At 59.1% G+C, this 25,157-nt stretch carries 22 protein-coding genes; 3 read left to right on the plus strand and 19 right to left on the minus strand.

The genetic code is table 11. The annotated features are described in order from the left end of the window. Positions 1–36: 36 nt before the first annotated feature. From ACOYXH_RS05200 to minC, 8 genes are all read right to left on the minus strand, one after another. Entirely contained in the window at positions 37–1,371 is a 1,335-nt protein-coding gene (locus ACOYXH_RS05200) for an amidohydrolase (protein WP_460410309.1), read from the minus strand. Positions 1,372–1,435: 64 nt separating this feature from the next. Next, positions 1,436–3,589 carry a mechanosensitive ion channel domain-containing protein gene (locus ACOYXH_RS05205; RefSeq protein ID WP_460410310.1) on the minus strand — a complete coding sequence of 718 codons (2,154 nt, stop codon included), beginning with the start codon at positions 3,587–3,589 and terminating at the stop codon, positions 1,436–1,438. Between the two features lie 77 nt (positions 3,590–3,666). Continuing rightward, the gene (locus tag ACOYXH_RS05210) at positions 3,667–3,843 is read right to left on the minus strand and encodes a hypothetical protein (protein ID WP_162835980.1); all 177 of its coding nucleotides are present in this window, start codon (positions 3,841–3,843) and stop codon (positions 3,667–3,669) included. Between the two features lie 166 nt (positions 3,844–4,009). Next, on the minus strand, positions 4,010–5,299 hold the full coding sequence (locus ACOYXH_RS05215; protein ID WP_007919200.1) for a M18 family aminopeptidase: 1,290 nt from the start codon (positions 5,297–5,299) through the stop codon (positions 4,010–4,012). Positions 5,300–5,479: 180 nt separating this feature from the next. Then, complete coding sequence (locus ACOYXH_RS05220; protein ID WP_007960625.1) at positions 5,480–6,115, minus strand: RluA family pseudouridine synthase; 636 nt, start codon at positions 6,113–6,115, stop codon at positions 5,480–5,482. A gap of 90 nt (positions 6,116–6,205) precedes the next feature. After that, complete coding sequence (gene minE, locus ACOYXH_RS05225) at positions 6,206–6,460, minus strand: cell division topological specificity factor MinE (RefSeq protein WP_003223146.1); 255 nt, start codon at positions 6,458–6,460, stop codon at positions 6,206–6,208. Next, the gene (minD, locus tag ACOYXH_RS05230; RefSeq protein WP_038367005.1) at positions 6,460–7,272 is read right to left on the minus strand and encodes a septum site-determining protein MinD; all 813 of its coding nucleotides are present in this window, start codon (positions 7,270–7,272) and stop codon (positions 6,460–6,462) included. The genes minE and minD overlap by 1 nt, the downstream gene beginning before the upstream one ends. 169 nt (positions 7,273–7,441) lie before the next feature. Beyond that, complete coding sequence (minC, locus tag ACOYXH_RS05235) at positions 7,442–8,179, minus strand: septum site-determining protein MinC (protein WP_026000431.1); 738 nt, start codon at positions 8,177–8,179, stop codon at positions 7,442–7,444. A 117-nt stretch (positions 8,180–8,296) separates the two neighbouring features. Here minC and ACOYXH_RS05240 point away from each other — a divergent pair, with 117 nt between their 5' ends. Beyond that, positions 8,297–9,229 carry a lipid A biosynthesis lauroyl acyltransferase gene (locus tag ACOYXH_RS05240; RefSeq protein WP_095050911.1) on the plus strand — a complete coding sequence of 311 codons (933 nt, stop codon included), beginning with the start codon at positions 8,297–8,299 and terminating at the stop codon, positions 9,227–9,229. Positions 9,230–9,264: 35 nt separating this feature from the next. After that, a complete protein-coding gene (locus tag ACOYXH_RS05245) occupies positions 9,265–10,437 on the plus strand; it encodes a patatin-like phospholipase family protein (RefSeq protein ID WP_460410311.1) in 1,173 nt (390 codons plus the stop codon). 137 nt (positions 10,438–10,574) lie between these two features. Here the strand turns inward: ACOYXH_RS05245 and ACOYXH_RS05250 are convergent, their stop codons facing one another. The 8 genes from ACOYXH_RS05250 to puuE form a co-directional block, all read right to left on the minus strand. Continuing rightward, positions 10,575–11,360: an outer membrane protein OmpK gene (locus ACOYXH_RS05250; protein ID WP_007913962.1), complete on the minus strand. Its 786-nt coding sequence runs from the start codon at positions 11,358–11,360 to the stop codon at positions 10,575–10,577. A 374-nt stretch (positions 11,361–11,734) separates the two neighbouring features. Next, positions 11,735–12,520 (minus strand): outer membrane protein OmpK, encoded by a 786-nt coding sequence (locus ACOYXH_RS05255; protein ID WP_016982869.1) that lies wholly within the window; start codon positions 12,518–12,520, stop codon positions 11,735–11,737. 163 nt (positions 12,521–12,683) lie between these two features. Beyond that, positions 12,684–14,042, minus strand: a complete 1,359-nt coding sequence (locus tag ACOYXH_RS05260; protein ID WP_095114338.1) for a nucleobase:cation symporter-2 family protein — start codon at positions 14,040–14,042, stop codon at positions 12,684–12,686. A 170-nt stretch (positions 14,043–14,212) separates the two neighbouring features. Further along, on the minus strand, positions 14,213–15,523 hold the full coding sequence (locus ACOYXH_RS05265) for a urate hydroxylase PuuD (RefSeq protein WP_095050914.1): 1,311 nt from the start codon (positions 15,521–15,523) through the stop codon (positions 14,213–14,215). A 51-nt stretch (positions 15,524–15,574) separates the two neighbouring features. Then, positions 15,575–16,078 carry an ureidoglycolate lyase gene (locus ACOYXH_RS05270; RefSeq protein ID WP_034151759.1) on the minus strand — a complete coding sequence of 168 codons (504 nt, stop codon included), beginning with the start codon at positions 16,076–16,078 and terminating at the stop codon, positions 15,575–15,577. Positions 16,079–16,219: 141 nt separating this feature from the next. Next, complete coding sequence (gene alc, locus ACOYXH_RS05275) at positions 16,220–17,215, minus strand: allantoicase (RefSeq protein ID WP_007913974.1); 996 nt, start codon at positions 17,213–17,215, stop codon at positions 16,220–16,222. A gap of 87 nt (positions 17,216–17,302) precedes the next feature. Next, positions 17,303–17,818 carry a 2-oxo-4-hydroxy-4-carboxy-5-ureidoimidazoline decarboxylase gene (gene uraD / locus ACOYXH_RS05280; RefSeq protein WP_047292945.1) on the minus strand — a complete coding sequence of 172 codons (516 nt, stop codon included), beginning with the start codon at positions 17,816–17,818 and terminating at the stop codon, positions 17,303–17,305. Further along, positions 17,815–18,741, minus strand: a complete 927-nt coding sequence (gene puuE, locus ACOYXH_RS05285) for an allantoinase PuuE (RefSeq protein WP_093441662.1) — start codon at positions 18,739–18,741, stop codon at positions 17,815–17,817. Before puuE ends, uraD begins: the two co-directional genes overlap by 4 nt. 421 nt (positions 18,742–19,162) lie before the next feature. Here puuE and uraH point away from each other — a divergent pair, with 421 nt between their 5' ends. Then, entirely contained in the window at positions 19,163–19,516 is a 354-nt protein-coding gene (uraH, locus tag ACOYXH_RS05290) for a hydroxyisourate hydrolase (protein ID WP_003223171.1), read from the plus strand. 133 nt (positions 19,517–19,649) lie between these two features. Here the strand turns inward: uraH and ACOYXH_RS05295 are convergent, their stop codons facing one another. From ACOYXH_RS05295 to ACOYXH_RS05305, 3 genes are all read right to left on the minus strand, one after another. Beyond that, positions 19,650–21,536 (minus strand): hypothetical protein, encoded by a 1,887-nt coding sequence (locus ACOYXH_RS05295; protein WP_460410312.1) that lies wholly within the window; start codon positions 21,534–21,536, stop codon positions 19,650–19,652. Positions 21,537–21,585: 49 nt separating this feature from the next. Continuing rightward, positions 21,586–23,364, minus strand: coding sequence for a response regulator (locus ACOYXH_RS05300; protein ID WP_460410313.1), 1,779 nt, complete (start codon positions 23,362–23,364; stop codon positions 21,586–21,588). 80 nt (positions 23,365–23,444) lie between these two features. Beyond that, a complete protein-coding gene (locus tag ACOYXH_RS05305; protein ID WP_460410314.1) occupies positions 23,445–25,118 on the minus strand; it encodes a hypothetical protein in 1,674 nt (557 codons plus the stop codon). Positions 25,119–25,157: the final 39 nt, after the last annotated feature.

Here is a 25,157-nt window from a genome sequence, read left to right on the forward strand (position 1 = left end):
CTTGCTCGCGAAGGCGCCCCCACAGTCACCTCATCCCTACTTGCCCGCCCCCGCATTGGCATACAGATAATCCGTCGCCAACGAGGCCAATGTTCTCACGCCTACCACCAGCGCCGACTCATCGACAAAGAACCCCGGATTGTGATTCGGCGCTGCCTTGCTCATGTCCTGGTCTCTTGGCGTCACGCCGAGAAACACAAACAGTCCCGGCACTTCCTTGGCAAAGAACGAGAAGTCTTCCGCGCCACCCACCAGCGGTGCATTCACCACATCATCCTTGGCCGCCCACTTCAACGTCGGCAGCATTTTTTCCGTCAGTGCCGGGTTGTTGATGGTCGGGTCGTATTTTTCGATGATGGTGACGTCGGCTTTGGCGCCGCCGCTTTCGGCGATTTTTTCCACGGTCTGGCGGACGTCGGCATGCAGTTTCTGGCGGATGCCGTAGTCGTAGGAGCGGATCGTGCCGGTCATGTCGACGGATTCGGGAATGATGTTGTAGCGCGTGCCGCCGTTGATGGTGCCGATGCTGACCACTGACGGATACGAGGAGATATCGGTGCGACGGCTGACTACAGTTTGCAGGCCGACGATGGTTTGCGCGCCGACGGTGATCGGGTCGATGCCGTCCCATGGACGGCCGGCGTGGGTCTGTTTGCCGAGGATTTTGATGCGCAGGTCGTCGGAGCTGGCGAGGGTGGCGCCTGGGCGGTAGGCGATCTGGCCGGCGGGGACGCCGGCCCAGACGTGCAGGCCGAAGACCGCGTCGGGCTTTGGCGATTTCATCACGCCTTCCTCGACCATCATTTTCGCGCCCCAGGTGTTTTTGCCGTCGGGGATGAAGTCGCTTGGGCCTTCTTCAGCGGGCTGGAAGTAGAACACCACGGTGCCGGGTAATGTGTCGCGCATGCCCGTGAGAATTTTCGCTGTGCTCAGCAGGATGGCGGTGTGCGCATCGTGGCCGCAGGCGTGCATGACGTCGACTTCTTTGTCGAGGTAGGTGCCTTTGGCTTTTGAGGCGAACGGCAGGTCGGAGACTTCCTTGACCGGCAGCGCGTCCATGTCGGCGCGCAGGGCCACGGTCGGGCCGGGCAGGGCGCCTTTGAGGACGGCGACCACGCCGGTGCGGGCGACGCCGGTTTTCACTTCGAGGCCCATGGCTTTGAGTTGTTTGGCGACCAACTCAGCGGTGCGTTTTTCCGTGTTACCGAGTTCCGGGTGAGCGTGGATGTCGCGGCGGGTTTCCAGCAATTCCGGTTCGAGTTTTTGCGCCTCTTCGGCGATCGTTGTGCGGGTGCTTTCCAACGTCGCGGCGCCAGCGTGGCTGGCGAACAGGCTGAGCAGAACGGCTTGGGCAATGCGCGTCAGTTGCATCGGTTACTCCTTGATTATTGTTGTCGGGCTTCCCTGCCTGTGACTGCAACCGCGCGCCTGAGTGCTATTCCTTCGGCTGACCGCCACCGGCAGTGATTACTTGCACGCTCATGCGCGGCGTCGCCAGATCGAGCCCGGCTTCGTCGAGGTGGCGTTTGAGCGACAGGTTGAAGGCTCGGGACACTTCCCATTGTTTGATCGGTGCGGTCTTGAATCGCGCGCGCAGAATCGCGCTGCCGGATTCGAAGCTCTCGACACCCTGAATCTCCAGCGGCGACCAGATGTTGCGCCGCTGCAATGGATCGGTGCGCATCTTCTGGCCGACTTCACGCATCAGTTTGATCGCGTCGTCGATTTCCATGTTGTACGGCACCGCCACGCGGAAGATCGCGTAGCCGAACTCCCGTGAGTAGTTCTTGATGCTTTTGATTTCGCTGAACGGGATGGTGTGGACGATGCCGTCGATGTCGCGCAGGCGCACGGTGCGGATGGTCAGGCCTTCGACGGTGCCGAGGTGGCCGCCGACGTCGACGTAGTCATCGATGGCCAGCGAGTCTTCGATGATGATGAACAGGCCGGTGATCAAGTCCGCGACCAGCGACTGCGCACCGAAACCGATGGCCAGACCGATCACACCGGCACCGGCCAGCAGTGGCGTGACGTTCATGCCCATGTTCGCCAGGGCGACGATCAGCGCGATGATGAAGATCGCTACGAACAGCACGTTACGGATCAGCGGCATCATCGTTTGCGCGCGGGCATTCGCCAGACCTTTGCGCGAGCGGGTGAGGGCGTGGTGCACGGCGGTGTCGGCGAGGATCCAGATCAGCCAGGAGAAAATCAGCGTGCCGATCAGGCTGAACAGTTTGACGCTGATGTCATGGCCTTCGCCTTCGGCAAAACCGATCAGCGACTGGCCCCACACGCGCAGGCCGAGTTCGATGAAGACCAGCCAGACCACCAGGTGCGCGAGGGTGTAGAAGAAGTTTTTCAGGCGTTCGGAGTACAGCGCGTGGCGTTTCGGCCCGCGTTGCGGTTTCAGTGAGTGGCGGCGCACGAGGCCGTTGATCACCATGCACATCACTAGCAGCACGGTGCAGATCAGCGATTGGCGCAAAGCGGTGCTGGTGTCGCCGGCGGAAACGAAGGTGGCGAACAGCGAGATGCCGACCAGCACCAGCGCCGGCACGTACCAGAAGGTGCCGAGGATTTCGATGGTGTCGCTGAGCGCGCGGCGGGTCAGGCGTCGCGACAGCGGCTGGTTGCGAATCAGATGCGCAATCGGTCGGCGGAAGCGCAGGATAAACAGACCGGTCGAGAGTGCCGCGAGGACATTGGCGATAGTGGCGGCGGAGTGCGCCAGATGCACGCCCAGACTTTCGATCAGGCGTGGATCGTTCAACGCCTCGCCGAACGCGGCGAAGCTGCCGATCAGCCACAGCGGCCGGAACGCCTGATGACGCAGGATGTACAGCGCGCGATGACGGTGCGGGCCATCGAGCAGGGAAAACGCTATCACGCAGATTGCCGAGAAACAGGTACCGACCACCAGCGCATAGGCCAACACCATCGCCAGGCTTTTGCCCAGTGACGACGGCAGCGCGTAGCTCATGTAGACGGTCATCACCAACGCGATCAGCCACGGCCCGAGCTTGCGTAACGCAAAGCGCAACATGTCGAGGGCCTTGGGGTGTTGCGGCAATTCTTCGGTAAGGCCGAAGCGCATGCGCACCCGATGGCTGAGCCAGATCAGTGCGGCGGCGAGCAGGCTCCACACCGCGAGGATCATGGCGAAGCCGAAGATGATCGGCAGCCACTCGTTGGCCGGCAGCATCATCGCGCTCAGTTCGTCCTTGGCCAGGTCGAACTCGTTGCCCCAGCGGTTGAGCGGGCTGTCGGCGCCGGTAAATTGTTTTTCGAAGTTGGACAGGGTGCCGCCGATCAAGCCGAGCACGCCTTCTTCAGGGCTGGCCTGAGCCTTTTTGGTGGCGTCGCGCAGTTTCTTCAGATCGGTCAGCAACTGTGCGCGTTGCTTGTCGTTTTCCAGCGACTTGATGACTTCGTCGAGGGACTGGCCGAGCGGTTCCTGGGCTTCCGGTTGGGCTTTGTTGGTGTTGAGCAGACCGGGCAAACCGACCGCGTGGGCGGGCGCCAGCGGCAGCAGCGTCATCAGGCAGACGAAGAACAGGCTGGGCAAAGCAAAAAGACGAGCGAACACTAGGCGGTCAACCTCGCAAGGGGCGGATTCGCTGGAGTGTACGAGGCCCACTAAAGCAATGCGAGCCGGGCGCGGATTTATTCGTTGAGTTTGGCGAGGATCTTGTACACCACGGTGGCGAGGATCGTGAGCATGCCGATCCACATGGCAAACACCCCGGCGTTCTTGTCACGGAAGTTGAAACCGATCGCCAGCAGGATCATTCCGCACAGGATGGGAATGAGCATGGCGTGGAACGAAGACATCGAGATCATGGAGACTGCCTTGTCGAAATGAATGATGTAAGTCTAGGTCGGTTTCTGCCGACCGCTATTGATCTGAGTAGGAGCTGCCGAAGGCTGCGATCTTTTGATCTTAAAAACAGAATCAAAAGATCGCAGCCTTCGGCAGCTCCTACAGCGAACAAGTGGTCCCGAATGGTTACGGCAATTCGCGGCAGGCGTAAAACGCGCTCAGCACTTTGACCAGATGCGCCAGGTCGTGGCTGCCACACAGTTCGCGGATCGAGTGCATGGCGAAGGTCGGCAGACCGATATCAACGGTGCGCACACCGAGGTGGCTGGCGGTGATCGGGCCGATGGTCGAGCCACAACCCATGTCGCTGCGCACCACGAAGCTTTGCACCGGGACTTCTTCGGCCATGCACAGATGGCGGAAGAACCCGGCGGTTTCGCTGTTGGTGGCGTAGCGCTGGTTGCTGTTGACCTTGATCACCGGGCCGGCGTTGAGTTTCGGGCCGTGGTTGGCGTCGTGCTTTTCGGCGTAGTTGGGGTGTACACCATGGGCGTTGTCGGCCGAGACCAGCAGGGATTTCTGGATGGTGCGGACGAACTCGTCACCTTCCGGCAGCAGACGGCGCAAGGTCTGTTCAAGCATCGGGCCGTCGGCACCGCAGGCCGAGCAGGAACCGACTTCTTCGTGGTCGTTGCACACCAGCACGCAGGTTTCGTCGGTTTCTGCGGTGAGCAAGGCTTGCAGGCCGGCGTAGCACGACAACAGGTTATCGAGGCGCGCACCGGCAATGAAATCGCCGTTGAGGCCGATAACCGCAGCACTTTGCGTGTCGTAGAAACTCAGCTCGTAATCGAGCACGACGTCGGCGTTCAAGCCGTGTTCGCGGGCCAGTTGATCGGTGAGCACGGCGCGGAAATCGACGCGCTCGTCACCGGCAAATTGCGCGAGGATCGGCGGTAGCTCGGTCTGCGCGTTGATCGCCCAGCCCTGATTGGCTTCACGGTTGAGGTGAATGGCCAGGTTGGGAATGATCGCGATCGGTGCCTTGAAGTCGATCAATTGGCTTTCGACTTTGCCGTCGCGGCGGAAGGTGACGCGGCCGGCCAGCGACAGATCACGGTCGAACCACGGTGCGAGCAGGGCGCCGCCGTAGACTTCAACGCCGAGTTGCCAGAAGCCCTGACGCTGCAGCTCCGGTTGCGGCTTGACCCGCAGGCACGGGCTGTCGGTGTGCGCGCCGACCAGGCGGATGCCGCCGTGCAGTGGCGAAGTGCGGCCCATTTTGATCGCGACAATCGAGGAGTCGTTGCGGGTGACGTAATAGCGGCCGTTTGGCTCGGTGGTCCATGGCTCGCGCTCGTCGAGGCGCACGAAACCGGCAGCCTCAAGACGCTGCACCAGACTGGCAGTGGCGTGGAACGGGGTAGGGGAGGCCTTGAGAAAGTCGATCAGGCCTTGGTTCAACTCTTCGCGCATAAGAAACTCCAGACAGCAATGGGCGGGAGTTTAACGCATCGGCCGGGGAATTGAATCTGCACCGGATCCGTGTAGGAGCTGCCGAAGGCTGCGATCTTTTGATCTTGTTTTTGATTTACGAAACACCAGATCAAAAGATCGCAGCCTTCGGCAGCTCCTACAGGGGGTCAGTGTTGTCGGTCAGAACGGGGCGGGGCACTCGAAGCGCAGGCGTTCGCCGGTTTGCGGATGGGTGAAACTGAGCATGCTCGCGTGCAGGCACAGACGCGGCCAGGCGGCCAGAGCCTGCTCGTGAGCGTAGAGCCCGTCACCGAGCAGCGGGTGCCCGATCGACAACATGTGCACGCGCAACTGGTGCGAACGACCGGTAATCGGCGTCAGCTCGACGCGACACCAGTCGCCGCAACGCTCCAGCACGCGCCAGAAGGTCAGCGCGTGTTTGCCGAATTCGTGGTCGACGACGTGGCGTGGTTTGGTCGGCGGGTCGTAACGCAGCGGCAAATCGATGCTGCCGCTGTCGAGTTCCGGCTGACCCCAGGCCAAAGCGGTGTAGGCCTTTTCGGTTTCGCGGTCGTGAAACTGGCGCGACAGTTCGCGATGCGTGTCGGCGTCACGCGCAAGCAAAATGATGCCAGAGGTTTCCCAGTCCAGGCGATGGACGATGCGCGCTTCCGGGTAGCCGTTTTCCTGCAAACGGGTAATCAGGCAATCCTTGTTGTCGTCGGCGCGACCGGGCACCGAGAGCAGCAAGGTCGGTTTGTCGACCACCAGCACGGCGGCGTCCTGATGGATGATGCGGATGTTGGACAGCGGCATTAAAACAGCCTCGTAACAAATGCCAACGGCGGTTCAGGGCCATTCCCGCATGGGATGGCCCTGAACCGCCGTCGTACCTGCCGGATCGACTCAGCGATCAGGCAGGGTGATGTTGAGTTCCAGAATCGAGCAACTGCCCTGGCTTTCCAGTGCAACATGTACGTCGTCGTTACCGATGTTGACGTACTTGCGGATCACGTCGACCAGTTCCTTCTGCAAGGCTGGCAAGTAATCCGGCGTGCTGCGCTGGCCGCGCTCATGCGCCACGATGATCTGTAGACGCTCTTTCGCTACCGAGGCGGTACTTGGCTTTTTGTTGGCACGAAAGAAGTCAAAAAGGTTCATTACCTACCTCCAAACAGGCGCTCGAAGAATCCCTTCTTCGTAACATCGAGGAAACGATGTTCTTTTTCTTTGCCCAGCAGACGATCAACGGCATCGCTGTACGCCTGACCTGCATCGCTCTGGTCGTCGAGAATTACCGGGACGCCCGAGTTGGACGCCTTGAGGACGGCTTGGGATTCCGGAATCACGCCAAGCAGGGTGACGGCTAGAATTTCCTTCACGTCTTCGACGCCCAGCATCTCGCCGTCGCTTACGCGTTGCGGGTTGTAGCGGGTCAGCAGCAGGTGTTCCTTGATCGGCTCTTCGCCTTTTTCGGCACGACGCGATTTGCTGGCCAGCAGGCCCAGCATACGGTCGGAGTCACGTACCGAGGACACTTCCGGGTTGGTCACGATGATCGCTTCGTCGGCGAAATACATGGCCAGGTGAGCACCTTTCTCGATGCCGGCCGGGGAATCGCAGACGACGAAATCGAAGTCTTCCTTCAACTGCATCAGGACTTTTTCCACGCCTTCGACAGTCAGCGCGTCTTTGTCGCGGGTCTGACTGGCGGCCAGTACGTAGAGGTTTTCCAGGCGCTTGTCTTTGATCAGCGCTTGTTGCAGGTTGGCTTCGCCGTTGACCACGTTGACGAAGTCATACACCACGCGGCGCTCGCAACCCATGATCAGGTCAAGGTTACGCAAGCCCACGTCGAAGTCGACGATCACTGTTTTGTGGCCGCGCAGAGCGAGGCCGGTACCGATAGCGGCGCTGGTGGTGGTCTTACCCACACCACCCTTGCCGGATGTAACCACGAGAATCTTGGCCAAGGTGTTTCACCCCTAAGGAAGAAGGACTTTTTAGCCCCTGAAAAACATCTCTTGAAAACTACTGCAGTCGGACAGCCTTGGCTGGAATTTGGCTTTGAGCCTTTTTCCTACTTCGTTTGAGCCGTTTTCGCTACGTTTTAGAGATGCTTGGAAAATGCGGCAGTATCCGTTAAAGCCGAATGATGTTCAACACGTCGCCCGACAGGCTGACCTGTACGCCCGAGCCCCACATAGGGTCGCGACGCAAATCTTCGGAAACCTTGTAGTGACCGGCGATGGAGATCAGTTCAGCGCTCAATTGCTGACAGAAAATCCGTGCCTTGGTGTCACCCTTCACGCCGGCCAGCGCCCGACCACGCATCGGGCCGTATACATGGATGTTGCCATCGGCGAGAAGTTCCGCCCCCGGACTGACCGAAGACACCACGACCAGATCGCCACCCTGGGCATATATCTGTTGGCCACCACGTACTGGCGTGGTGATGACACGGGTCGGTTTGACGGTGGGTTCCGGCGGTTTTTCCGGTTTCTTTTTGACTTCGGCTTCCGGCGTTTCCAGCGGCCGCTCACGGGCACCGGACGGCGGCAGCACCGGAATGTCGATGGCGATGGCGGCGGCGATGTCTTCGATGCGGCTGGCGCGAATCGCCAGGGTGCGCAGGCCATGTTGACGGCAGACGCGCATCAGGCCTGGCAGATCGACGGCGCCTTCGCTCGGCGGCAGTTTGTCCAGCGCCAGAACCAGCGGCGCGTTGCTGAAGAAGTTCGGCGCCTGGGCAACTTTGGCGGCCAATTGCCGATCGAGGCTTTCGAGGTCGTTACGGGCCAGTTCCAGCACAGTAATGGCCAGCATGCTGCCCTTGAGCTGGAATACGGGATCTTGGTCTAACGGTTCGGTTTGGCTCATGTCGGCATACAACGGCTTGTCACTAAAAGTGCCGAGACTTATAACGAGAACGCCCGCAGGCCGCAAGCCGGGTCGAACGATGTAGAATGCGCGGCCACTGTATTTACGGAAGCTTTAATGGATCGCCCGCGTTTTCGAAAAGCATTTCTTGCTCCACGCTTCTGGCCGCTCTGGTGCGGTCTGGGGCTTTTATGGCTGATCGTGCAGTTGCCGTATCCGGCCTTGCTGACCATCGGTCGAGTTTTGGGCGCGCTGATGTATCGCGTGGCCGGCGACCGGCGGCGCATCGCCAAGCGCAATCTTGAACTGTGCTTCCCGGAAAAATCCGCCGCTGAGCGCAAACGCCTGCTCAAGGAAAATTTCGCCTCCACCGGCATCGCCTTTTTTGAAATGGCTATGAGCTGGTGGTGGTCGCGCGAGCGTCTGGCCAAGCTGGCCCACGTTGAAGGCCTGGAGCATTTGCAAAAGGCCCAGCGCGAAGGCAAAGGCGTGATTTTGATGGCGGCGCATTTCACCACGCTGGAAATCGGCGCGGCGTTGCTCGGCCAGCAGCACACCATCGACGGCATGTACCGCGAGCACAAGAATCCGTTGTTTGACTATGTTCAGCGTCAGGGCCGCGAGCGGCACAACCTCGATTCGCTGGCGGTGGAGCGTGACGACGTGCGCGGCATGCTCAAGCTGCTGCGTTCCGGTCGCGCGATCTGGTACGCACCGGATCAGGACTACGGCGCCAAACAGAGCATCTTCGTGCCGCTTTTTGGCATTCAAGCCGCGACCGTGACTGCGACCACCAAGTTTGCTCGTTTGGGTAAAGCGCTGGTGGTGCCGTTCACGCAGGAGCGTCTGGCCGACGGCAGCGGTTATCGCTTGGTGATTCATCCGCCGCTGGAAGATTTCCCCGGCGAAACCGAAGAAGCTGACTGCATCCGCATCAATCAGTGGGTCGAGAGCGCGTTGCGTGCCTGCCCCGAGCAGTACCTGTGGGCGCATCGACGCTTCAAGAGCCGGCCACCGGGCGAGCCGAAGTTGTACGCCAAACGCGGTTGATTCCCCCATCCTTTCAAGCACCATGGAGTGTTGCGATGAGCCCAACTGAACCGGTCACAGGTTTGATTCTTTCCGGCGGCGGGGCTCGGGCGGCGTATCAGGTGGGGGTACTGGCGGCGATTGCCGAATTGCTGCCGTTGGGCGCCGACAATCCGTTTCCGGTGATCGTTGGCACCTCGGCCGGGGCGATCAACGCCGTCAGCCTCGCCAGTGGCGCTACCGACTTTCGCGCCGCCATCGAACGGCTGACCTTGTTCTGGCAGGGCTTTCGCAGCCATCGCGTGCTGCGCAGTGACTGGCCCGGGGTTATCCGTCAGGCCAGCCGCTTTGTCAGCCACAGCCTGCTCGGCCTCGGTCGGCAACTGCCGGTGGCGTTGCTCAACAGTTCGCCGCTGCGCGCACTGCTCAATGAAAAACTGCACATGCCCGGTATCGCCGAATCGATCGCGCGCAAGCAATTGCATGCGGTGGCGGTGACGGCGTTCGGCTACGAATCCGGGCAAGCGGTGACGTTCTATCAGGGCGGCGGCAAGATCGATTCATGGCTGCGGCATCGGCGCATTGGTGTGCCGACGCAGCTGTCGGTGGATCACCTGCTGGCCAGCTCGGCGATTCCGTTGTTGTTCGCGCCGGTGAAAATCGGCGATGAATATTTTGGCGACGGCGCCGTGCGGCAATCGGCGCCGATCAGCCCGGCGCTGCACTTAGGGGCGAGCCGGGTGCTGGTGGTCGGTGTCAGCGGCAACCCGCGCGGGTTTGATCCGCAGCAGCCGCTGGAGCGCGCCTACACGGGGCAACAGCCGACGCTGGCGCAGATTGGCGGGCACATGCTCAACAGCACGTTCATTGACAGCCTCGAGAGCGACATCGAGTTGCTGCAGCGTCTCAACCAGTTCAGCCACTTGATGCCTGCCGTCACGCCGACGCGCGAGTTGGGCGTGGCACCGGTGGAGGTGTTGGTGATTTCGCCGAGTCAGCCGATCGATGAGATTGCGGCACGGCATCGCCAGGAGTTGCCGGCGGCGTTACGTCTGTTTCTGCGCGGGCCGGGGGCTACCAAGACGAGTGGGGCAGGGGTGTTGAGTTATCTGTTGTTCGAGGCGGGGTACTGCAGCGAGTTGATTGATCTGGGGCGGCGTGATGCGTTGGCCAAGCGCGAGGAGTTGTGCCGGTTTCTCGGGCTATCCGAAGCGGTGGTTCCAGCCTGAGATCGGTGGTGCGGCAATCGCTGGCAAGCCAGCTCCCACAGGGCTTTGCGTCGTAAACAGATTTTGTCTACACCAAAGAACTTGTGGGAGCTGGCTTGCCAGCGATGGCGTCCTCGCAGACGCCACTTACACCCGCATCAGAAGTGGAACTTCACCAGGAAGCTCGTGGTGCTCTGATTGGTCTTGAACGCACCGGTGTCGTCGATGCCGTACTTGTCTTTCCAGTAGTCGTACTCCACACCGACGTACAACTGCTTCTCGCCGAAGCTCAGCGCCTTGCCCAGGTCGTATTTGACTTGCGGGTTGAAGTGCAGGTTGGCGTGGTAATCACCCTTGGAGTTGGAGTCGTTGTCGGTGACCCAGTCCATGAAGCCGTCGATCAGGATATCCGACTTGCCGACCGGGATGGTATAGGACCAGACCGGGGTAATCTGCCAGACGTTGTCACCGGCGCGAGCACCCTGGGTGTGGCGCTGGTAGAAGTTCAACTGGAAGTAGTCGAAGCCCGGGATCGCCAAGTCGAAGCCTGGACCGATCAGGTACGACTCGGTGTCGCCTTCGCCGAACTCGTAAGTCATCGCCACCAGGACGTCTTTGATCGGGCCGAACTCGATCTTCTGGTCGAGCACTTTACCCAGCGAGATGCGCGGGCTGAACTCACCGTAGTAGGTGTTCGGACCATTGCTGAAGTCCTTGCCACCGTTGTAGAAGATCTTGTCGAGGAAGAAGAAGTTGTCCCCGTACTTCCACGCATCGGCGTGCTCGAAGGTGACGGTCTGCTGGATGCGCGGGTTGACCTGGAAGTCCTTGCCATACAGGTAGGTCAGGCTGTTGTTCTGCCACTGCAGCAGGCCTTCGGCCATGGCCTGGCCGCCGGCCAACATCGATCCCGCGAGCATCAGGCTGGTGCACATACGTTTCATTCGGTTGCTCCCAAAGTAGGTGTTCCACGTTATTTTTTTAAGATCGGCGCTCTGGTGTGGCGCCTTTTTTCGTTGCTGCAAAAAACTCATCCGATCGGTCAGCTTCGTTGCTGTGAGCAAGAGCTGAGCCAAGGCTTTCGAAAAGCAAAAAAACACCCGCTCGGCTGCTAAAAAACAGTCGATTGAGTGTGTTTTCGGGATGCCTCGGTACTGACCGGGGCCGGGATAAGTTGGCTTTTCGGTCAGGAATTAAATCCGGGCTTTTTTTTAGACCGAATTCAGGAGGCCGCGGAGAATACTGACTCCTCGGCCAGCTCTCAAGTGCCCCGCAACAGAGCACCGACGACAGGTATGGGGCACGGTTGCGGGCCATCTTAGAAATGCACCTTTACCAGCAGGCTGGCGGTGTTCTGATTGGTGTCGAAGTTGTGGGTGTTTTCGACGCCGTATTTATTTTTCCAATAGCTGTATTCGGTGCCGACATACAGTTGCTTGTGGCTCCAGCCCAAAGCTTTGCCCAGGTCATATTTGATCTGCGGATTGATGTGCAGGTTGGCGTGGTAGGTGCCGCGTGAGTTCTCATCGTTGTCGACTACCCAATCGAGGTAGCCGTCGATCAGCACATCGGAATTGCCCAGGGGAAAGCTGTAGGACCAGCCGGGGGTGATCTGCCAGACGCCATCGCCGGGACGCGGGCCTTCGGTCTGGCGGCGGAAGATGTTCAGGGTGACGTAGTTGAAGCCGGGCACTTTGAGGTCGAAGCCTGGGCCGATCAGGTAGGCCTCGCTGTCGCCTTCGCCATACTCGTAAGTCATGGCGAGCAGCACGTCCTTGATCGGGCCGAACTCGAGCTTCTGGTCGAAGATCTTGCCGAAGGAGAAGCGTGGGGTGAATTCACCGTAGAACGCGTGCGGGCCTTTGTTCGCGTCTTCCTTGCCGTTGTAGAAGATTTTGTCGACGAACAGGAAGTTGTCGCCGTACTTCCACTTATCGGCGTGCTCGAAGGTCAGCGTCTGCTGGATCGACGGGTTGATCGCGAAGTTCTTGCCGTACAGATAGCTCAGGCTGTTGGTCTGCCACAGCAGTAAATCGCCGGCCATGGCCTGACTCGCGGCCAGCAGGCCGCCACTCAACAGAACGTTGGTTTGCGTGCGAATCATCTGTTGCTCCCTCTTGTTTTTATTGTTTGAGGCGCAGAGCTTTTTTTGCCCTTGTAGGAGTGAGCCTGCTCGCGATAGCGGTATGACATTCAACACATCAGTTGACTGAAAAAATGCTATCGCGAGCAGGCTTACTCCTACAGGGGGTACATCGGTGTTGCTGTTAGTGCTGGTGTGCGTGGCAGTCGTTGATCGCCGCGCGCTCTTTGCCGCCGAGAATGTTGAACAGCAAGTTCAGCGTCAGCGCGCTGAGCGTTGCCATGGCGATGCCGCTGTGGGTAATCGGGCTCATCCACATCGGCAAATGCGCAAAAAACTCCGGACGCACCACCGGGATCAGGCCCATGCCGATGCTCACCGCGACCAGCAACTGGTTGCGACGGTCACCGATGTCGGCTTCCTGGAGAATCTTGATGCCGGTGGCCGCGACCATTCCGAACATCGCAATCGCTGCGCCGCCGAGTACCGCCGGCGGAATCGACGCCACCAGAAACGCTGCTTTCGGCAGCAGGCTCAACACGATCAGCAAGCCACCGGCAACGATGGTCACCGAGCGGCAACGTACTCCGGTCATCTGCACCAGACCGATGTTCTGGGCGAACGAGGAGTGGGTAAACGTGTTGAAGAAACCAGCGACAAACGAGGCGCCGGCATCACACAGCAAGCCGCGACGCAGCATGCGCGGGCAGACTTCCTGGCCGGTGATCTTGCCCAGCGCGAGGAACATCCCGGTGGATTCTACAAAGATGATCACCACCACCAGACACATCGACAGGATCGGTGCCAGTTCGAATTTCGGCATGCCGAAATGCAGCGGAGTGACGAACTGAACCCATGGCGCGTTGGCCATGCCGCTCAGGTCGACCATGCCAATCGCGCCGCACAGGATGTAGCCGAAGCACATGCCGATCAGTACTGAAATGTTGACCCAGAAACCGCGCATGAAGCGGTGGACCAGCAGAATAGTGCCCAACACCAATGCGGCGATGGCCAGATAAATCGGTGAGCCGAATTGCGCAGCGGCAGCGCCACCACCGGCCCAGTTCACGGCCACGGGGAACAGCGACAAACCGATCGAGGTGATGACCGTGCCGGTCACCAGCGGCGGGAAAAAGCGCACGACCTTGGACATGAACGGCGCGATGAGCATGCCGAAGAAACCGGCGGCGATCGTGGCGCCGAAGATGCCTTGCAGGCCGATACCGGGCATGCCGGCCATGGCGACCATGCTGCCGACGGCAGCAAAACTGGCGCCCATCATCACCGGCATGCGAATGCCCATCGGGCCGATGCCCATGGACTGGACGATGGTGGCGATACCGGCGACCAGCAGGTCGGCGTTGATCAGGAAGGCAATTTCTTCACGACTCAGGCCAGCGGCCTGTCCAATGATCAGCGGCACCGCGATGGCACCGCCGTACATCAGCAGAACATGTTGCAAACCGACCAGGATCAGTTGCAAAAGGGGCAATCGCTGAATGGCGGGTGCGTCGGGGATGCGCGCTTTGGACAGCTCGGACATGCAACACCTCGGATCTTTTTATTCTTGTGATTGAACAGCTGCCGGGTTGCTCACAGCTGTTTCTGTGCATCAGGTAACAACCGCGTTGCGGCGAATCGCTGGCAAGCCAGCTCCCACACAGGCAGTGCAAAACCCTGTGGGAGCTGGCTTGCCAGCGATGCTTTTACTGCTTAGTTGGTCTGTGCTCCCTGGGCGATCCATGCACCGATCAGGTCACGTTCCTGCTGGGTCATCTGCGTGATGTTGCCCAGTGGCATGATCTGCGTGGTGATGGCCTGCGCCTGGATGCGCGCCGCGTTCTGGCGGATCTGCTCAGGGGTGTCGAGCATCACACCCGCCGGAGCTGCGCTGAACAGCGGGCTGGTCGGTTTGGCCGAGTGGCAAACCGCGCAACGTTCTTGAATCACGTTGTGCACTTTGTCGAAGGCCGGACCTGCGTTGGAGGCTTGCGCCGGTGCTGCTGCAGGTTCGGCAGGGGCTGCCGGTGCTGCTTCAGCCGGTTTCGCGCCACCGCCCAGTGCCGTTTCCGGCAGCGGTTGGTACTCGATTTTGGCTGGCGCCTTGGCCACTTCCGGCGCGGTCGACATTGGCATCGGGCCGGTGACGTACGCCAGACTGATCATGCCCACCGCTGCCACAGGCAAGGTCCAGGCAAACTTGTGGCTGTCATGACGGGTGTTGAAGTAGTGACGCACCAACACCGCCAACACCGCGATCCCGGCGAGGATCAACCAGTTGTACTGGCTGCCATAAGTGCTCGGGAAGTGGTTGCTGATCATGATGAACAGCACCGGTAGGGTGAAGTAGTTGTTATGACGCGAACGCAGCAATCCTTTGGCTGGCAGCGCCGGATCCGGCGTACGGTTTTCGGCAATCGCCGCGACCAGGGCACGCTGCGCCGGCATGATGATGCGGAACACGTTACCGACCATGATGGTGCCGATGATCGCGCCGACGTGCAGGTATGCACCACGACCGCTGAACACTTTGCTGAAGCCATACGCCGCGCCGATGATCAGCACGAACAGAATGAAGCCGAGCAGAGCAGGGCGTTTGCCCAGTGCCGAGTCGCACAGGAAGGAGTAGATGAACCAGCCGATAAACAGCGAGCCGATACCGATGGCCACGCCTTCAGGGCCGCTCAGGGTGCTGCCCGGAGCCAGCAGGTAGAGCGTTGGATTGGAGTAGAACACCACGCACAGCAGCGCGATACCCGACATCCAGGTGAAGTAGGCTTCCCATTTGAACCAGTGCAGGTTCTCCGGCATCGCCGGTGGGGCCAGTTTGTATTTTTCGAGGTGATAGATACCGCCACCGTGGATCGCCCACAGGTCACCGGCCAGGCCGGTTTTCGGGTTGACGCGGTTGAGGTTGTTCTCCAGCCAGACGAAGTAGAACGACGCGCCGATCCAGGCCACGCCAGTGATCATGTGAACCCAGCGCACGCTCAGGTTCAGCCATTCCAACAGATGTGCTTCCACAGTCTTTACCTCTCGCCTGTCACTCTTGTTGTCGAGTGATCAGACCTTCTCTTATTGGTGGGGGGCGAGGATCAAACGCTCATCCTCTTTGAAAAAATGCTCATCGCAGTTATTGCCTGTGCCACTGCGATCAACCACCAGGAAGTCATCCCGCTTTTCGATCGTCAGCACCGGATGGTGCCAAACGCCGCGATGGTAATTAATGCCCTGCCTGCCGTTGGTGACGAAGGCGCGGACCAAGCCTGATACAGGTTCATCGCCAACTGGCGCGACCACGATCAGAAAGGGGTTGCCGAGCAGCGGAATGAAAGCCTGGCTGCCCAGCGGATGGCGTTCCAGCATGCAAACGGTCAGCGGCATGTCCTGCGCGTCGGCGCGGAAGATGCTGATGATCGCGTTGTCCTCAGGCTGAGCGGTTTCGACCGTCGCCAGTTTATGGAAGCGCATGGTCGAACCGTTGTTGATCATGAAATGATCGCTGCCGTCGGTTTCGATCACGTCACCGAAAGGGGCGAAGGCTTCTTTGCTCAGCGGTTCAATCGTTAGTGTGCGCATGCTGTTCTTCTTTTCGTTGAGTGATCGTTCCCACGCTCCGCGTGGGAATGCAGCCCGTGACGCTCCGCGTCACATCCTGAGTGGACGCAGAGCGTCCAGTGATGCATTCCCACGCAGAGCGTGGGAACGATCATTGCGTTGTTATTTAGCGACCTTGCCGAGAACGCGCAGGCGGCTCACACCACCATCCGGGAACACGTTCAGGCGGATGTGGGTGATCGGGCCCAGCGCCTTGATCTGCTCGACGAAGGTGTGTTCGGCGTGCATTTCCAGTTTCTGGCTTGGCAGCAGTTCACGCCAGAACAGCGACTGGGTTTCGATCTGGCTGTCAGTACCGCCTTTCACGAACGCGCCCTGGATCGAGCAAGTGTCCGGGTAGTTGCCTTTGAAGTGCAGGGTGTCGACGACGATCTTCTCGATCTCGCCCGGGTGACCCAGCGCGACGATGACCCAGTCATTGCCTGGCGTGCGACGACGTGCAGTTTCCCAGCCGTCGCCCATGTTGATGCCACGGCCCGGGTTGAGGATGTTGCTCATGCGGCCGAAGTGTTCGTCGGAGCAGGCGAGGGCGCGGCCACCATTCAGGGCCGCAGCCAAGTCGACTTGCTCGTTGTCGCCAACCGCCGACCAATCGCGGAACGGAATGCCGTACACGCGCAGACGGGCAACACCGCCGTCCGGGTAGATGTTGAAGCGCAGGTGGCTGAAAGCTTGGTCGTTGCTGATTTCGTGGTAGTGATGGCTGTTGCCCTGCAGCTCGACGGCCGACAGCACTTCAGTCCACTGGGTGTTTTCATCAGGCTCGCCCGACGCCAGGAAGCACGCTTCCAGAGAGGCCGATGGCGGGAAGTTGCCGGTGAAGAATGAAGTATCGATGTCCACGCCTTTGATCGAGCCCGGTACGCCCAGACGAATTACGGCGCTGTCGAAGCCTTCGAAGCGCTTGCGGCGTGATTCCCAGCCGTCCATCCACTTGCCGTTGTCATCGAACACGCCCTCCTTCCATACGGCCGGGGTCGGTTGGAACAGACGATTGGCGTCTGCGAACCAGTCATCGGTGACCGAAATGATTTTGGTGCCCAGACGGGCATCGGCCAGGTTGACGAATTTTTCGAAAGGTACGGCGTAAGCTTTCATTCTTCTTGTCTGCCTTTAAAAAAGTGGCTGGGGATGCTTGCAGGACCCTGGGTACTCTCCGCGTTTGATGTACTCGGGTCAGGCTTGCTAAAGAGTCAGTAAACGGAACAGGGCGATCTTGTTGATCTCCGCCAGCGCGCATTTGAATTCGGTATCGACCGAGTTGTGAATGCGCGTTTCGAACGCCGCGAGGATCTGATGCCGGTTGCTGCCTTTTACCGCCATGATGAAGGGAAACTTGAACTTGGCTTTGTAGGCGTCGTTCAGCTCGGTGAAGCGCTGGAACTCTTCGGCCGTGCATTGGTGAATACCGGCGCCAGCCTGTTCATTGGTGCTGGCTTCGGTCAGTTGGCCCTGGACGGCGGCTTTGCCGGCCAGGTCCGGGTGAGCGTTGATCAGGGCCAGTTGACTGGCATGATCGGCGCTCAACAGGATGTCGCTCATGCGCTGGTGCAGGGTTTCGATCTCGTCGATCGAGGCATCTGCGCCCAGGTCGTAGGCCTTCTCGGCCACCCATGGCGAATGTTCGTAGATGTCGGCGAAGGCGTTGACGAAAGCGTCGCGGCTCAGGGTCGACGGTTGCAGGGTTTGAAAGCGGCTCATTTCGCGGCCTCTTGGTACGGGTGAGTTTCGTGCCAGTGACGCGCGATGTCGACGCGACGGCTGAACCACACCTGTTCATGACTTTTGGCGTATTCGATAAAGCGTTTGAGCGAAGCGAGGCGACCCGGACGACCGATCAGGCGGCAGTGCAGACCGATCGAGAGCATCTTCGGCGCTTCGGCACCTTCGGCGTAAAGCACGTCGAACGCGTCTTTGAGGTATTCGAAGAAGTCGTCACCCTTGTTGAAACCTTGCACCTGGGTGAAGCGCATGTCGTTGGTGTCGAGGGTGTACGGGATCACCAGATGCGGCTTGCCGGTCGGGTTGTTCGGTTCCCAATACGGCAGGTCATCGTCGTAGGTGTCGCAGTCGTAGAGGAAACCACCTTCTTCCATGACCAGGCGACGGGTATTCGGGCCAGTGCGGCCGGTGTACCAGCCCAGTGGGCGCTCTCCGGTGATTTCGGTGAGGACGCGGATCGCTTCGAGCATGTGCTCGCGCTCCTGCGCTTCGTCCATGTACTGATAGTCGATCCAGCGGTAGCCATGGCTGCAGATCTCGTGGCCGGCATCGACCATTGCGCGGATCACGTCCGGGTGGCGCTGGGCGGCCATGGCCACGGCGAAGATGGTCAACGGAATGTCGAATTCCTTGAACAGTTTCAGAATCCGCCAGACCCCGGCGCGGCTGCCATACTCGTAAAGCGATTCCATGCTCATGTTACGCGCGCCTTGCAGCGGCTGAGCGGCCACCATCTCGGAGAGGAAGGCTTCGGACTCTTTATCGCCGTGCAGAATGTTGCGCTCGCCGCCTTCTTCGTAATTGAGTACGAAAGACAGGGCGATGCGGGCATTGCCCGGCCAGTGTGGGTGAGGAGGGTTACTGCCGTAACCGATCAGGTCGCGTGGGTAGTCAGCGCTCACTGCAGTCTTCCTTCTTATTCGTTGACAGATGGGTGTGGCGGCCTGGCAGGCTGGCGTCACAGCGATGGGCTGATTGTATACAACTTTATTCGCAATTTGTAAGCCTGAATTTTCGCATTTTTCGCCGACTGTCATCTTTTACTGGTATTGGCGTGAGCCTGCAAGAAACCTGCCTGACCAGTCAGTTAATGGATAGAAGGTGCAATGTATAGGCGTGTTGCTGGCAGAACGCGGGGAAACCCCCGATTGGCGGGGGTGGTGTGAAAAATGTCGTTTTTATTGTGTACAATTTTTTTGAAAAGTGTCTTAATCAGTCGCTCGCCGCAGCTTTTCGTGCTCCGAATCGGTGCGGTCTCCTTTTTATCTGACTTCGGGAGGCGCGAGGTCTGACTGCTTCCACGCAGGCAGGCGCGCAGAATCAATGGGACGTTTGACAACACACGTTTTGGACGCTGCACACGGTTGCCCGGGCAGTTCGATCAAGGTCGAGCTGTACCGCGTTGAAGGTTCGCACCTGGAATTGGTCGCCAGTGCGATAACCAACAGCGATGGCCGGGTCGATGCGCCGCTGCTGCAAGGCGATGATTATCGTACCGGGGTTTATCAGGTTCAGTTCCACGCTGGCGATTACTACCGCGCCCGCGGCGTTCAGTTGCCGGAGCCGGCATTTCTGGACGTGGTTGTACTGCGCTTCGGCATCTCTGCCGAACAGGATCACTACCACGTGCCATTGCTGATTTCGCCTTACAGCTATTCCACGTACCGGGGCAGTTGACCCCCAAGCAGCTGCCCCCCGCCGGGAAGCGACTGCGCATATAGCTTCTTTGGTCTTTCGCCCGCTCACACTGCGGGCTTTTTTATGCCTGAGTAATCTGCCCGCCTGTGCTGCAGAGAACTCCGGAGCTCATTCAGCTGTGTCGGGTGACAATAAGGTTATGTTCGTGAGTGGGGAGAGGCTCGTTGGTGCCCAGCAAAAAAATGATTCTGTTGGTGTGCAAATGCACCATCAACTCGTCTTTGACCTGCACGTCCATGTTGTCGACAAAGACTCTTTTCTTGAGCCAGGCAACTGGATCAGGGAGAAAAACAGTGTTGTTTTGAATCCTGTCCATGAACAGGATGAAAACAGGATCAACCCCCGTTCGCTTGATCAATAAGGCATTCCCCTGGTTGGCGCCGAAATCATGGGCAATGTAGTAGCCGTGTGCGCTAAGAAGATCTTTGAACAGTGTTCGCGTTGTTCGGCGACCCCTTTGGTGTTGCGAGCCGGAGAACAATTTCGGGTTGAAGTCGATTCTTCGCAGACCTTCAGCGGAAGGTAGCGGCATACGCATGTAGCCATTTACGTCAGTCGCAAGCGGCGAGAGGAGCATCAGCGGGTCGCTCAAGTCTTGACGAGCGACTCTGTTATCGCCCGTGAAAATAGAGCGATTTTCCCAGTACTTGAAAGTCTCGAACAATGCACTGATCCCGGACCCTGTTATTTTCTCGGAGTGACTGGCTCGATTGAACATCTCCCGTGCGGCTTTACTTGCAGAGTGATCGGAAAGGTAGGGGAACTGATCGCTGACATATTGCGTCAGGGTTTTTTCAAATGGCCGACTCTCCACGATTCTCCATGCCGGATTGCCATGCCCCGTATTGCCCTCCCACTTCACCGCCGCCCTGGGTTGCAACTCAGGATTGGTCAGCAGCAACTGTTCGAAAGCATCGAAACGAGTAGCAGAAAACTGTGGCGGCTTGATGAAGGCAAAGGCGTCAATGGCGTGGCTCGGCTGGTCAAGTATCGCAAAGTGCTTGCCGCCGATTTCGATGGAGTCGCCGGCTGACGGTTTCGTCGTGGTTCCCCAGCCTTTCCATAATTCACTGATGCCCATGAGTACGAAGGGATTGAGAGGATCACTGTCTTCTGGCAGTCGAGGGCGTTTACTTGGGCTCGGGCCGGGCCTTTCCGACCGGGGGAGGGCACGGGAACTGCCTGCTTTTGGAGCTTGTTGTGTATCTGTAGTCGTCTGCAATTTACGGCGCCAGACGAATTGCCCGGGAATCTGCTCGAACGCTATATCCGGCACATTGATCGTTGTTGCTGAAGCCAGTTTGTATTCGCCTTGTTCGTTCCTGCGAACCAGAACGGTTCCTTCGGCGATATCGACATAGGTTTTCCCACGCGGCCCTTTGCGAATACCGTCCAGGGACTCCCGCGCGGCAGGCAGAAGGGTCGCCAGGTGCGGGTCGACGAGGATGATCGCTTGTAGTGGTTCGGCAGTCCGTTGCTGCGCAGACAGACTCCTCTGTCTGGAGTGAGCCGCGTACCACTGTGCCTCGATGCGCCAACGTGACTGGCCGTGGATTTTTTTCAGAATGGGTGGTGTCACGCCCGGGGCCGCGGGCCAGGGAATCTGGTAGTGACCGGCGGTGTTGAGTTCAACCCGGTAATGCCGGCCGTCTTCCAGGTGCGCGTAAATCTGGCCGCCCGGGGTCACGAATACCCCGTCGACGGACATGTGCGGCTGTAGAAGAGCGGTTTGTAATACCGGCAGGGATATCTCGGCCAGTCTGGCATTGGTTTCGGTGAGCAGCGGATCCGTTATGTAACTCACCACCACGCGTGGGGCGCCTGCCATTTCACTGCCAGACGTATTGGGAGTGGAAGTGTCGGGCGGTTGCTTCGTACCTGGCGCAAAAATGTCAGAACCCTGGGTGTTTTTGAGGCTGCCATTGCCAGCGGTAGATCTGTTGATCGCGGAGGTGTCGGGCGAAGCAGGGCGGACTGTAGTCTTTGTGGGTTTGGTCATTGAAGTGTCTCTTAGCTGTTCATGTTTTTTGGTTGACTGTCCTGTGCGGTCATTGGTCTTTGAAAATGAACAGCGTTGTCTGCCCCAGAACATCTGTTTGGGTGCCGCCGAGCAGGTAGCTGATCTTTTTTTCTGTGCGGTAAGTCGACAAAGGCTTTGATTCGCTGCTGGATGTTTGCAGCACGACTTCATTGTTCTCAAAAGGCTCAGGCCGAAATCGCTGCAGGCGCCCGTCGTTAAGAGGTGGCAGTTTCAGTACGAACACGTGATCGATTTTCTCGCGGTGAAACAACAATTCGTTTTCCGCAAGCGTGTTTGTCGGGTTGCTCACCACGTAACCGTCATCCTCCAGAATCTGCCTGAACAGCCTTCGCAGATTGGCCGCAGTGGGCGTCGTGGCGTACTCGTTCCAGTGGCGAGAGAAGCGCCCGGGATCAAAATCCAGGCGCATCAGGCCTTCACCCAGCGAGGCAGGAATCGCCAGGGTTGGTTCCGGTCCGGACAGAGGGCGCAACATGAGGAGCGGGTCGGCCAGCTCTCGATTCGGTGCTCTGCGCCGATCCCTGTTGGCCCAGTAACGAAACACTTGGTTCATCAGCGCCAGACCGGGGGCAATGATGATTTCCGATCGGTTCGCCTGATTGAACATGGCCCGGGCGAGTGAATTGACGGATTGATCCGACAAGTATTTGAAGGTTCTGGCGATGTACCGGGTGATCGGCATCTCGAAGGGCACGACACTGTCGAGGACCGTCCATTGGTGGTTTTGTTTAACCGCCCACTTAGGCTGCAGCGACGGGTTGTCCCGCAGCATGTATTCGAAAGCGTCATACAGGGCGGGTGAGAACAACGGATGCTGCAGGTAAACCAGTCGCGGGTTGGTATTCAGGTCTTGTTGCATCACCCGGTAATACTGCCCGTCGATCTCGATATGCTGGCCCAATGCTGGTCGGACACTGTGTCCCCAGTTTCGCCATAAACCGAAACTCAAGTTGATCGCGTCGGGGTTGTCCGAGAGCAGGCTTTCGGTCAGCGCCCGGGTGGCGTCTGTCCCCTCTTCCTGATGCGGGCGTTGTGTAGCCAAATCGGTTAGCCCGGTCTTGCGGCGCCACAGTCGCGTCCCGGGAATCTGTTCGAACAATAGAGCGGATACTTTGCGCGCCGTCGCGGAGGTCTGCTGATAGTGACCGTTGGCGTTTTTACGCACCATGACGGTTCCTTCTGCGGTATCGATATAGGTTTTTCGGTGCTTGTCGTAGCGAACGCCGTTCGGTGTTTGCAGGCGGGGGGAGAGCAGGGCGGCGGCATCGGGGGCGAGGTAGATCGGCTGTTCCCCGGGGATACGCTCAGCGGCTGCAACTGGCCCGTCATTGTCTGGGTTGTGCGCCAGCCAACTGGGTCGTTCGAAGGTCCAGACTGGCTGGCGCTCGGTTTTGATCAGGAAAGGACCCGCCAGATGCGGAGTGAAGTTGAAGGGAATCTGGTAGCGGCCATCGTGATGTATTTCGACCAGCAGATGCCCTGCATTTTCAACATGGGCGTACAGCTTTCCCTCCGGACTGGTGAACAATCCGCTGTCGGGATCCAGCCTTTGTAGCAGGTGCACTTGATCGGCAGGCCAGCTGATGGAGCGCAGAGCGGCCGCTACCGACACGGGGTAGACGGCGGATGCCTCGTGGACCCGCACCGGCGGTTGACGCACGGAATTGCTCGGCAGGTCTGCAGAGGGTTGCGTGTTTTCGCCTGGGATTCTGGGGACAATGCCAGCGGCATTTGGACGTGTGTCAGGCGCAATAACACCGGCCACACGCTTTGGTGGTTTGACCATTAACTGAATCTCTTGATTTGGATTGTGGGTGTGCAGGTGTCCGGACTTGCGGACGCACCGTTCAGGCGTTCAGCAGCGGCTCAGGCCTCTCTCACAATGAACAGCGTCGGGTAATCAGCGGATATGGGTTGTATACCCCCCACCAGATGGATGACTTCGGTGTGAGCCAACTGCACCTCAAGCGCCTGTTTTTGCGACACGCTGAGCCTCGTCAGATAGGCGGGGTCGATGAGTTCGGTACCTGCGGGTGTGGTGCGAGTAACCTGATTGCCAGCGATGGGTGGCAGCTTCAACACGAATAGAGCGGCAACGCCCGGGCGGTAAAAAATCAATGCACCTTCACTGAGTCGGCGCGTGGTCGGATTAATGCTGTAGCCGTTGTGTTGCAGGATGGTCGCCATCAATCCGCGCAGGTTTCCTGGCGTCGGCGCTGCTGCATAGGGGGCCCACTCTTGAGGAAACCGTTGTGGGTCGAAATCCAGGCGCTGTAATACGGCTGAGTTGTGCGCAGGCAGTGTGAGCAAGCGGCCGCCTGCCAGATGGCCGGGCGATGTCGGCAGTTTTGGCAGCATTATCAAAGGGTCCGCCAGTCCGTGTAGCGGGGGTTCGTGATTCACCCTGTCCAGCCAGTGGCGGAAGGTCAGCGCCATCACCGAAAGTCCATGGGCGTTGATGCCCTGAGGCAGTGAAAGCCGATCGAATACCGCCCGCGCGAGGTTGCTGGTCGCCTGCTCGGACAGATAGTTGTAGGCGGCGGAAACATATTGGGTGGCGGACATTTCGAACGGTGGAGCGTTGTCCAGAACCTTCCATTGGCCTTCGCGTTTCAGTGCCCATTTCGGTTGGCGCGAAGGCTCATGACGCAGCATGTTTTCGAACGCGTCATAGCGGTCCGGTGCAAATCCCGGGTGTTGCAAATAGACCAGTTCGGTATCGGCACTGACACCTTGCATGACGATCCGAAAGTGTTGCCCGTCGATCTCTATCGACTCGCCTGAATCGGGTTTTGTGGACTTCCCCCAGTTTCTCCACTGACCGGCGGAAAGATCCAGGGCGACGCCCGGCTGGGCTAACAGATGTTCGACCAGCGTGCTGGTACCGGTTGCAACATGGCTCTGTTCGTCCAGGCGTTGGCGCTTGCTCTGGTCGGGTATGGCATCGGTCGCTTCGGTGGACAGTGGATTGATTACGGCTGGGTCGCCTTGCTGCGGCGTGTCGATTTCACGCCAGAGTGTTGTCCCCGGAATCTGTTCCACTCTTTGTCCCGTCGGGGTTGATTCCCCTGCATGTGTCTGTCGCCAGCCTTCCGCAGTTTTGCTCACCATGACCATGCCGCCGACCATTTCGACGTAGGATTTCTTGCGTTTGTCGTAGCGAAACCCTTCTTCAGTGCCTGGTTGCAGCTTCAGTTGGGTTGCCGATTCGGGGTCGATATAGACCGGATGCGCTGGTCTTTCGCTGCTGGAAGCACCGGCCAGCGCAGACGGTCCGGTTTCGATGGATTGCTGCCTCACCCAATCAGAGGTTCGCGCTTCGCTCAATTGGCGATGCCGGGTGAACGGACGACCGACGATGACGCTGGGGCGGTCGGCGGGTGCTTCTGGCAACGCGTGTGATGAAGTGGCTTCGGTGTGCGGAGTGGAATGACCCGGTTCACCGGGAAGTGCTGCAACTGGAACAGGTAAAGGATTGGTTGCTCGGCTAGACGCCTCCGGTGACGCCGTGCGAGGAATTTTCCTGGGTGGTTTTGCCATGGACTTGCTCCGATGAATCGCTGATCAGTGATGCGGCCG

The sequence above is a fragment of the Pseudomonas sp. Mb7 genome, assembly GCF_054790525.1.

Bases quoted from the DNA above. Each gene is read 5' to 3' on its own strand.
- ACOYXH_RS05200 (WP_460410309.1), bottom strand. From the start codon at position 1,371: ATGCAACTGACGCGCATTGCCCAAGCCGTTCTGCTCAGCCTGTTCGCC.
- ACOYXH_RS05210 (WP_162835980.1), bottom strand. From the start codon at position 3,843: ATGATCTCGATGTCTTCGTTCCACGCCATGCTCATTCCCATCCTGTGC.
- ACOYXH_RS05215 (WP_007919200.1), bottom strand. From the start codon at position 5,299: ATGCGCGAAGAGTTGAACCAAGGCCTGATCGACTTTCTCAAGGCCTCC.
- ACOYXH_RS05220 (WP_007960625.1), bottom strand. From the start codon at position 6,115: ATGCCGCTGTCCAACATCCGCATCATCCATCAGGACGCCGCCGTGCTG.
- minE (WP_003223146.1), bottom strand. From the start codon at position 6,460: ATGAACCTTTTTGACTTCTTTCGTGCCAACAAAAAGCCAAGTACCGCC.
- minC (WP_026000431.1), bottom strand. From the start codon at position 8,179: ATGAGCCAAACCGAACCGTTAGACCAAGATCCCGTATTCCAGCTCAAG.
- ACOYXH_RS05240 (WP_095050911.1), top strand. From the start codon at position 8,297: ATGGATCGCCCGCGTTTTCGAAAAGCATTTCTTGCTCCACGCTTCTGG.
- ACOYXH_RS05245 (WP_460410311.1), top strand. From the start codon at position 9,265: ATGAGCCCAACTGAACCGGTCACAGGTTTGATTCTTTCCGGCGGCGGG.
- ACOYXH_RS05250 (WP_007913962.1), bottom strand. From the start codon at position 11,360: ATGAAACGTATGTGCACCAGCCTGATGCTCGCGGGATCGATGTTGGCC.
- ACOYXH_RS05255 (WP_016982869.1), bottom strand. From the start codon at position 12,520: ATGATTCGCACGCAAACCAACGTTCTGTTGAGTGGCGGCCTGCTGGCC.
- ACOYXH_RS05260 (WP_095114338.1), bottom strand. From the start codon at position 14,042: ATGTCCGAGCTGTCCAAAGCGCGCATCCCCGACGCACCCGCCATTCAG.
- ACOYXH_RS05270 (WP_034151759.1), bottom strand. From the start codon at position 16,078: ATGCGCACACTAACGATTGAACCGCTGAGCAAAGAAGCCTTCGCCCCT.
- alc (WP_007913974.1), bottom strand. From the start codon at position 17,215: ATGAAAGCTTACGCCGTACCTTTCGAAAAATTCGTCAACCTGGCCGAT.
- uraD (WP_047292945.1), bottom strand. From the start codon at position 17,818: ATGAGCCGCTTTCAAACCCTGCAACCGTCGACCCTGAGCCGCGACGCT.
- uraH (WP_003223171.1), top strand. From the start codon at position 19,163: ATGGGACGTTTGACAACACACGTTTTGGACGCTGCACACGGTTGCCCG.
- ACOYXH_RS05295 (WP_460410312.1), bottom strand. From the start codon at position 21,536: ATGACCAAACCCACAAAGACTACAGTCCGCCCTGCTTCGCCCGACACC.
- ACOYXH_RS05300 (WP_460410313.1), bottom strand. From the start codon at position 23,364: ATGGTCAAACCACCAAAGCGTGTGGCCGGTGTTATTGCGCCTGACACA.
- ACOYXH_RS05305 (WP_460410314.1), bottom strand. From the start codon at position 25,118: ATGGCAAAACCACCCAGGAAAATTCCTCGCACGGCGTCACCGGAGGCG.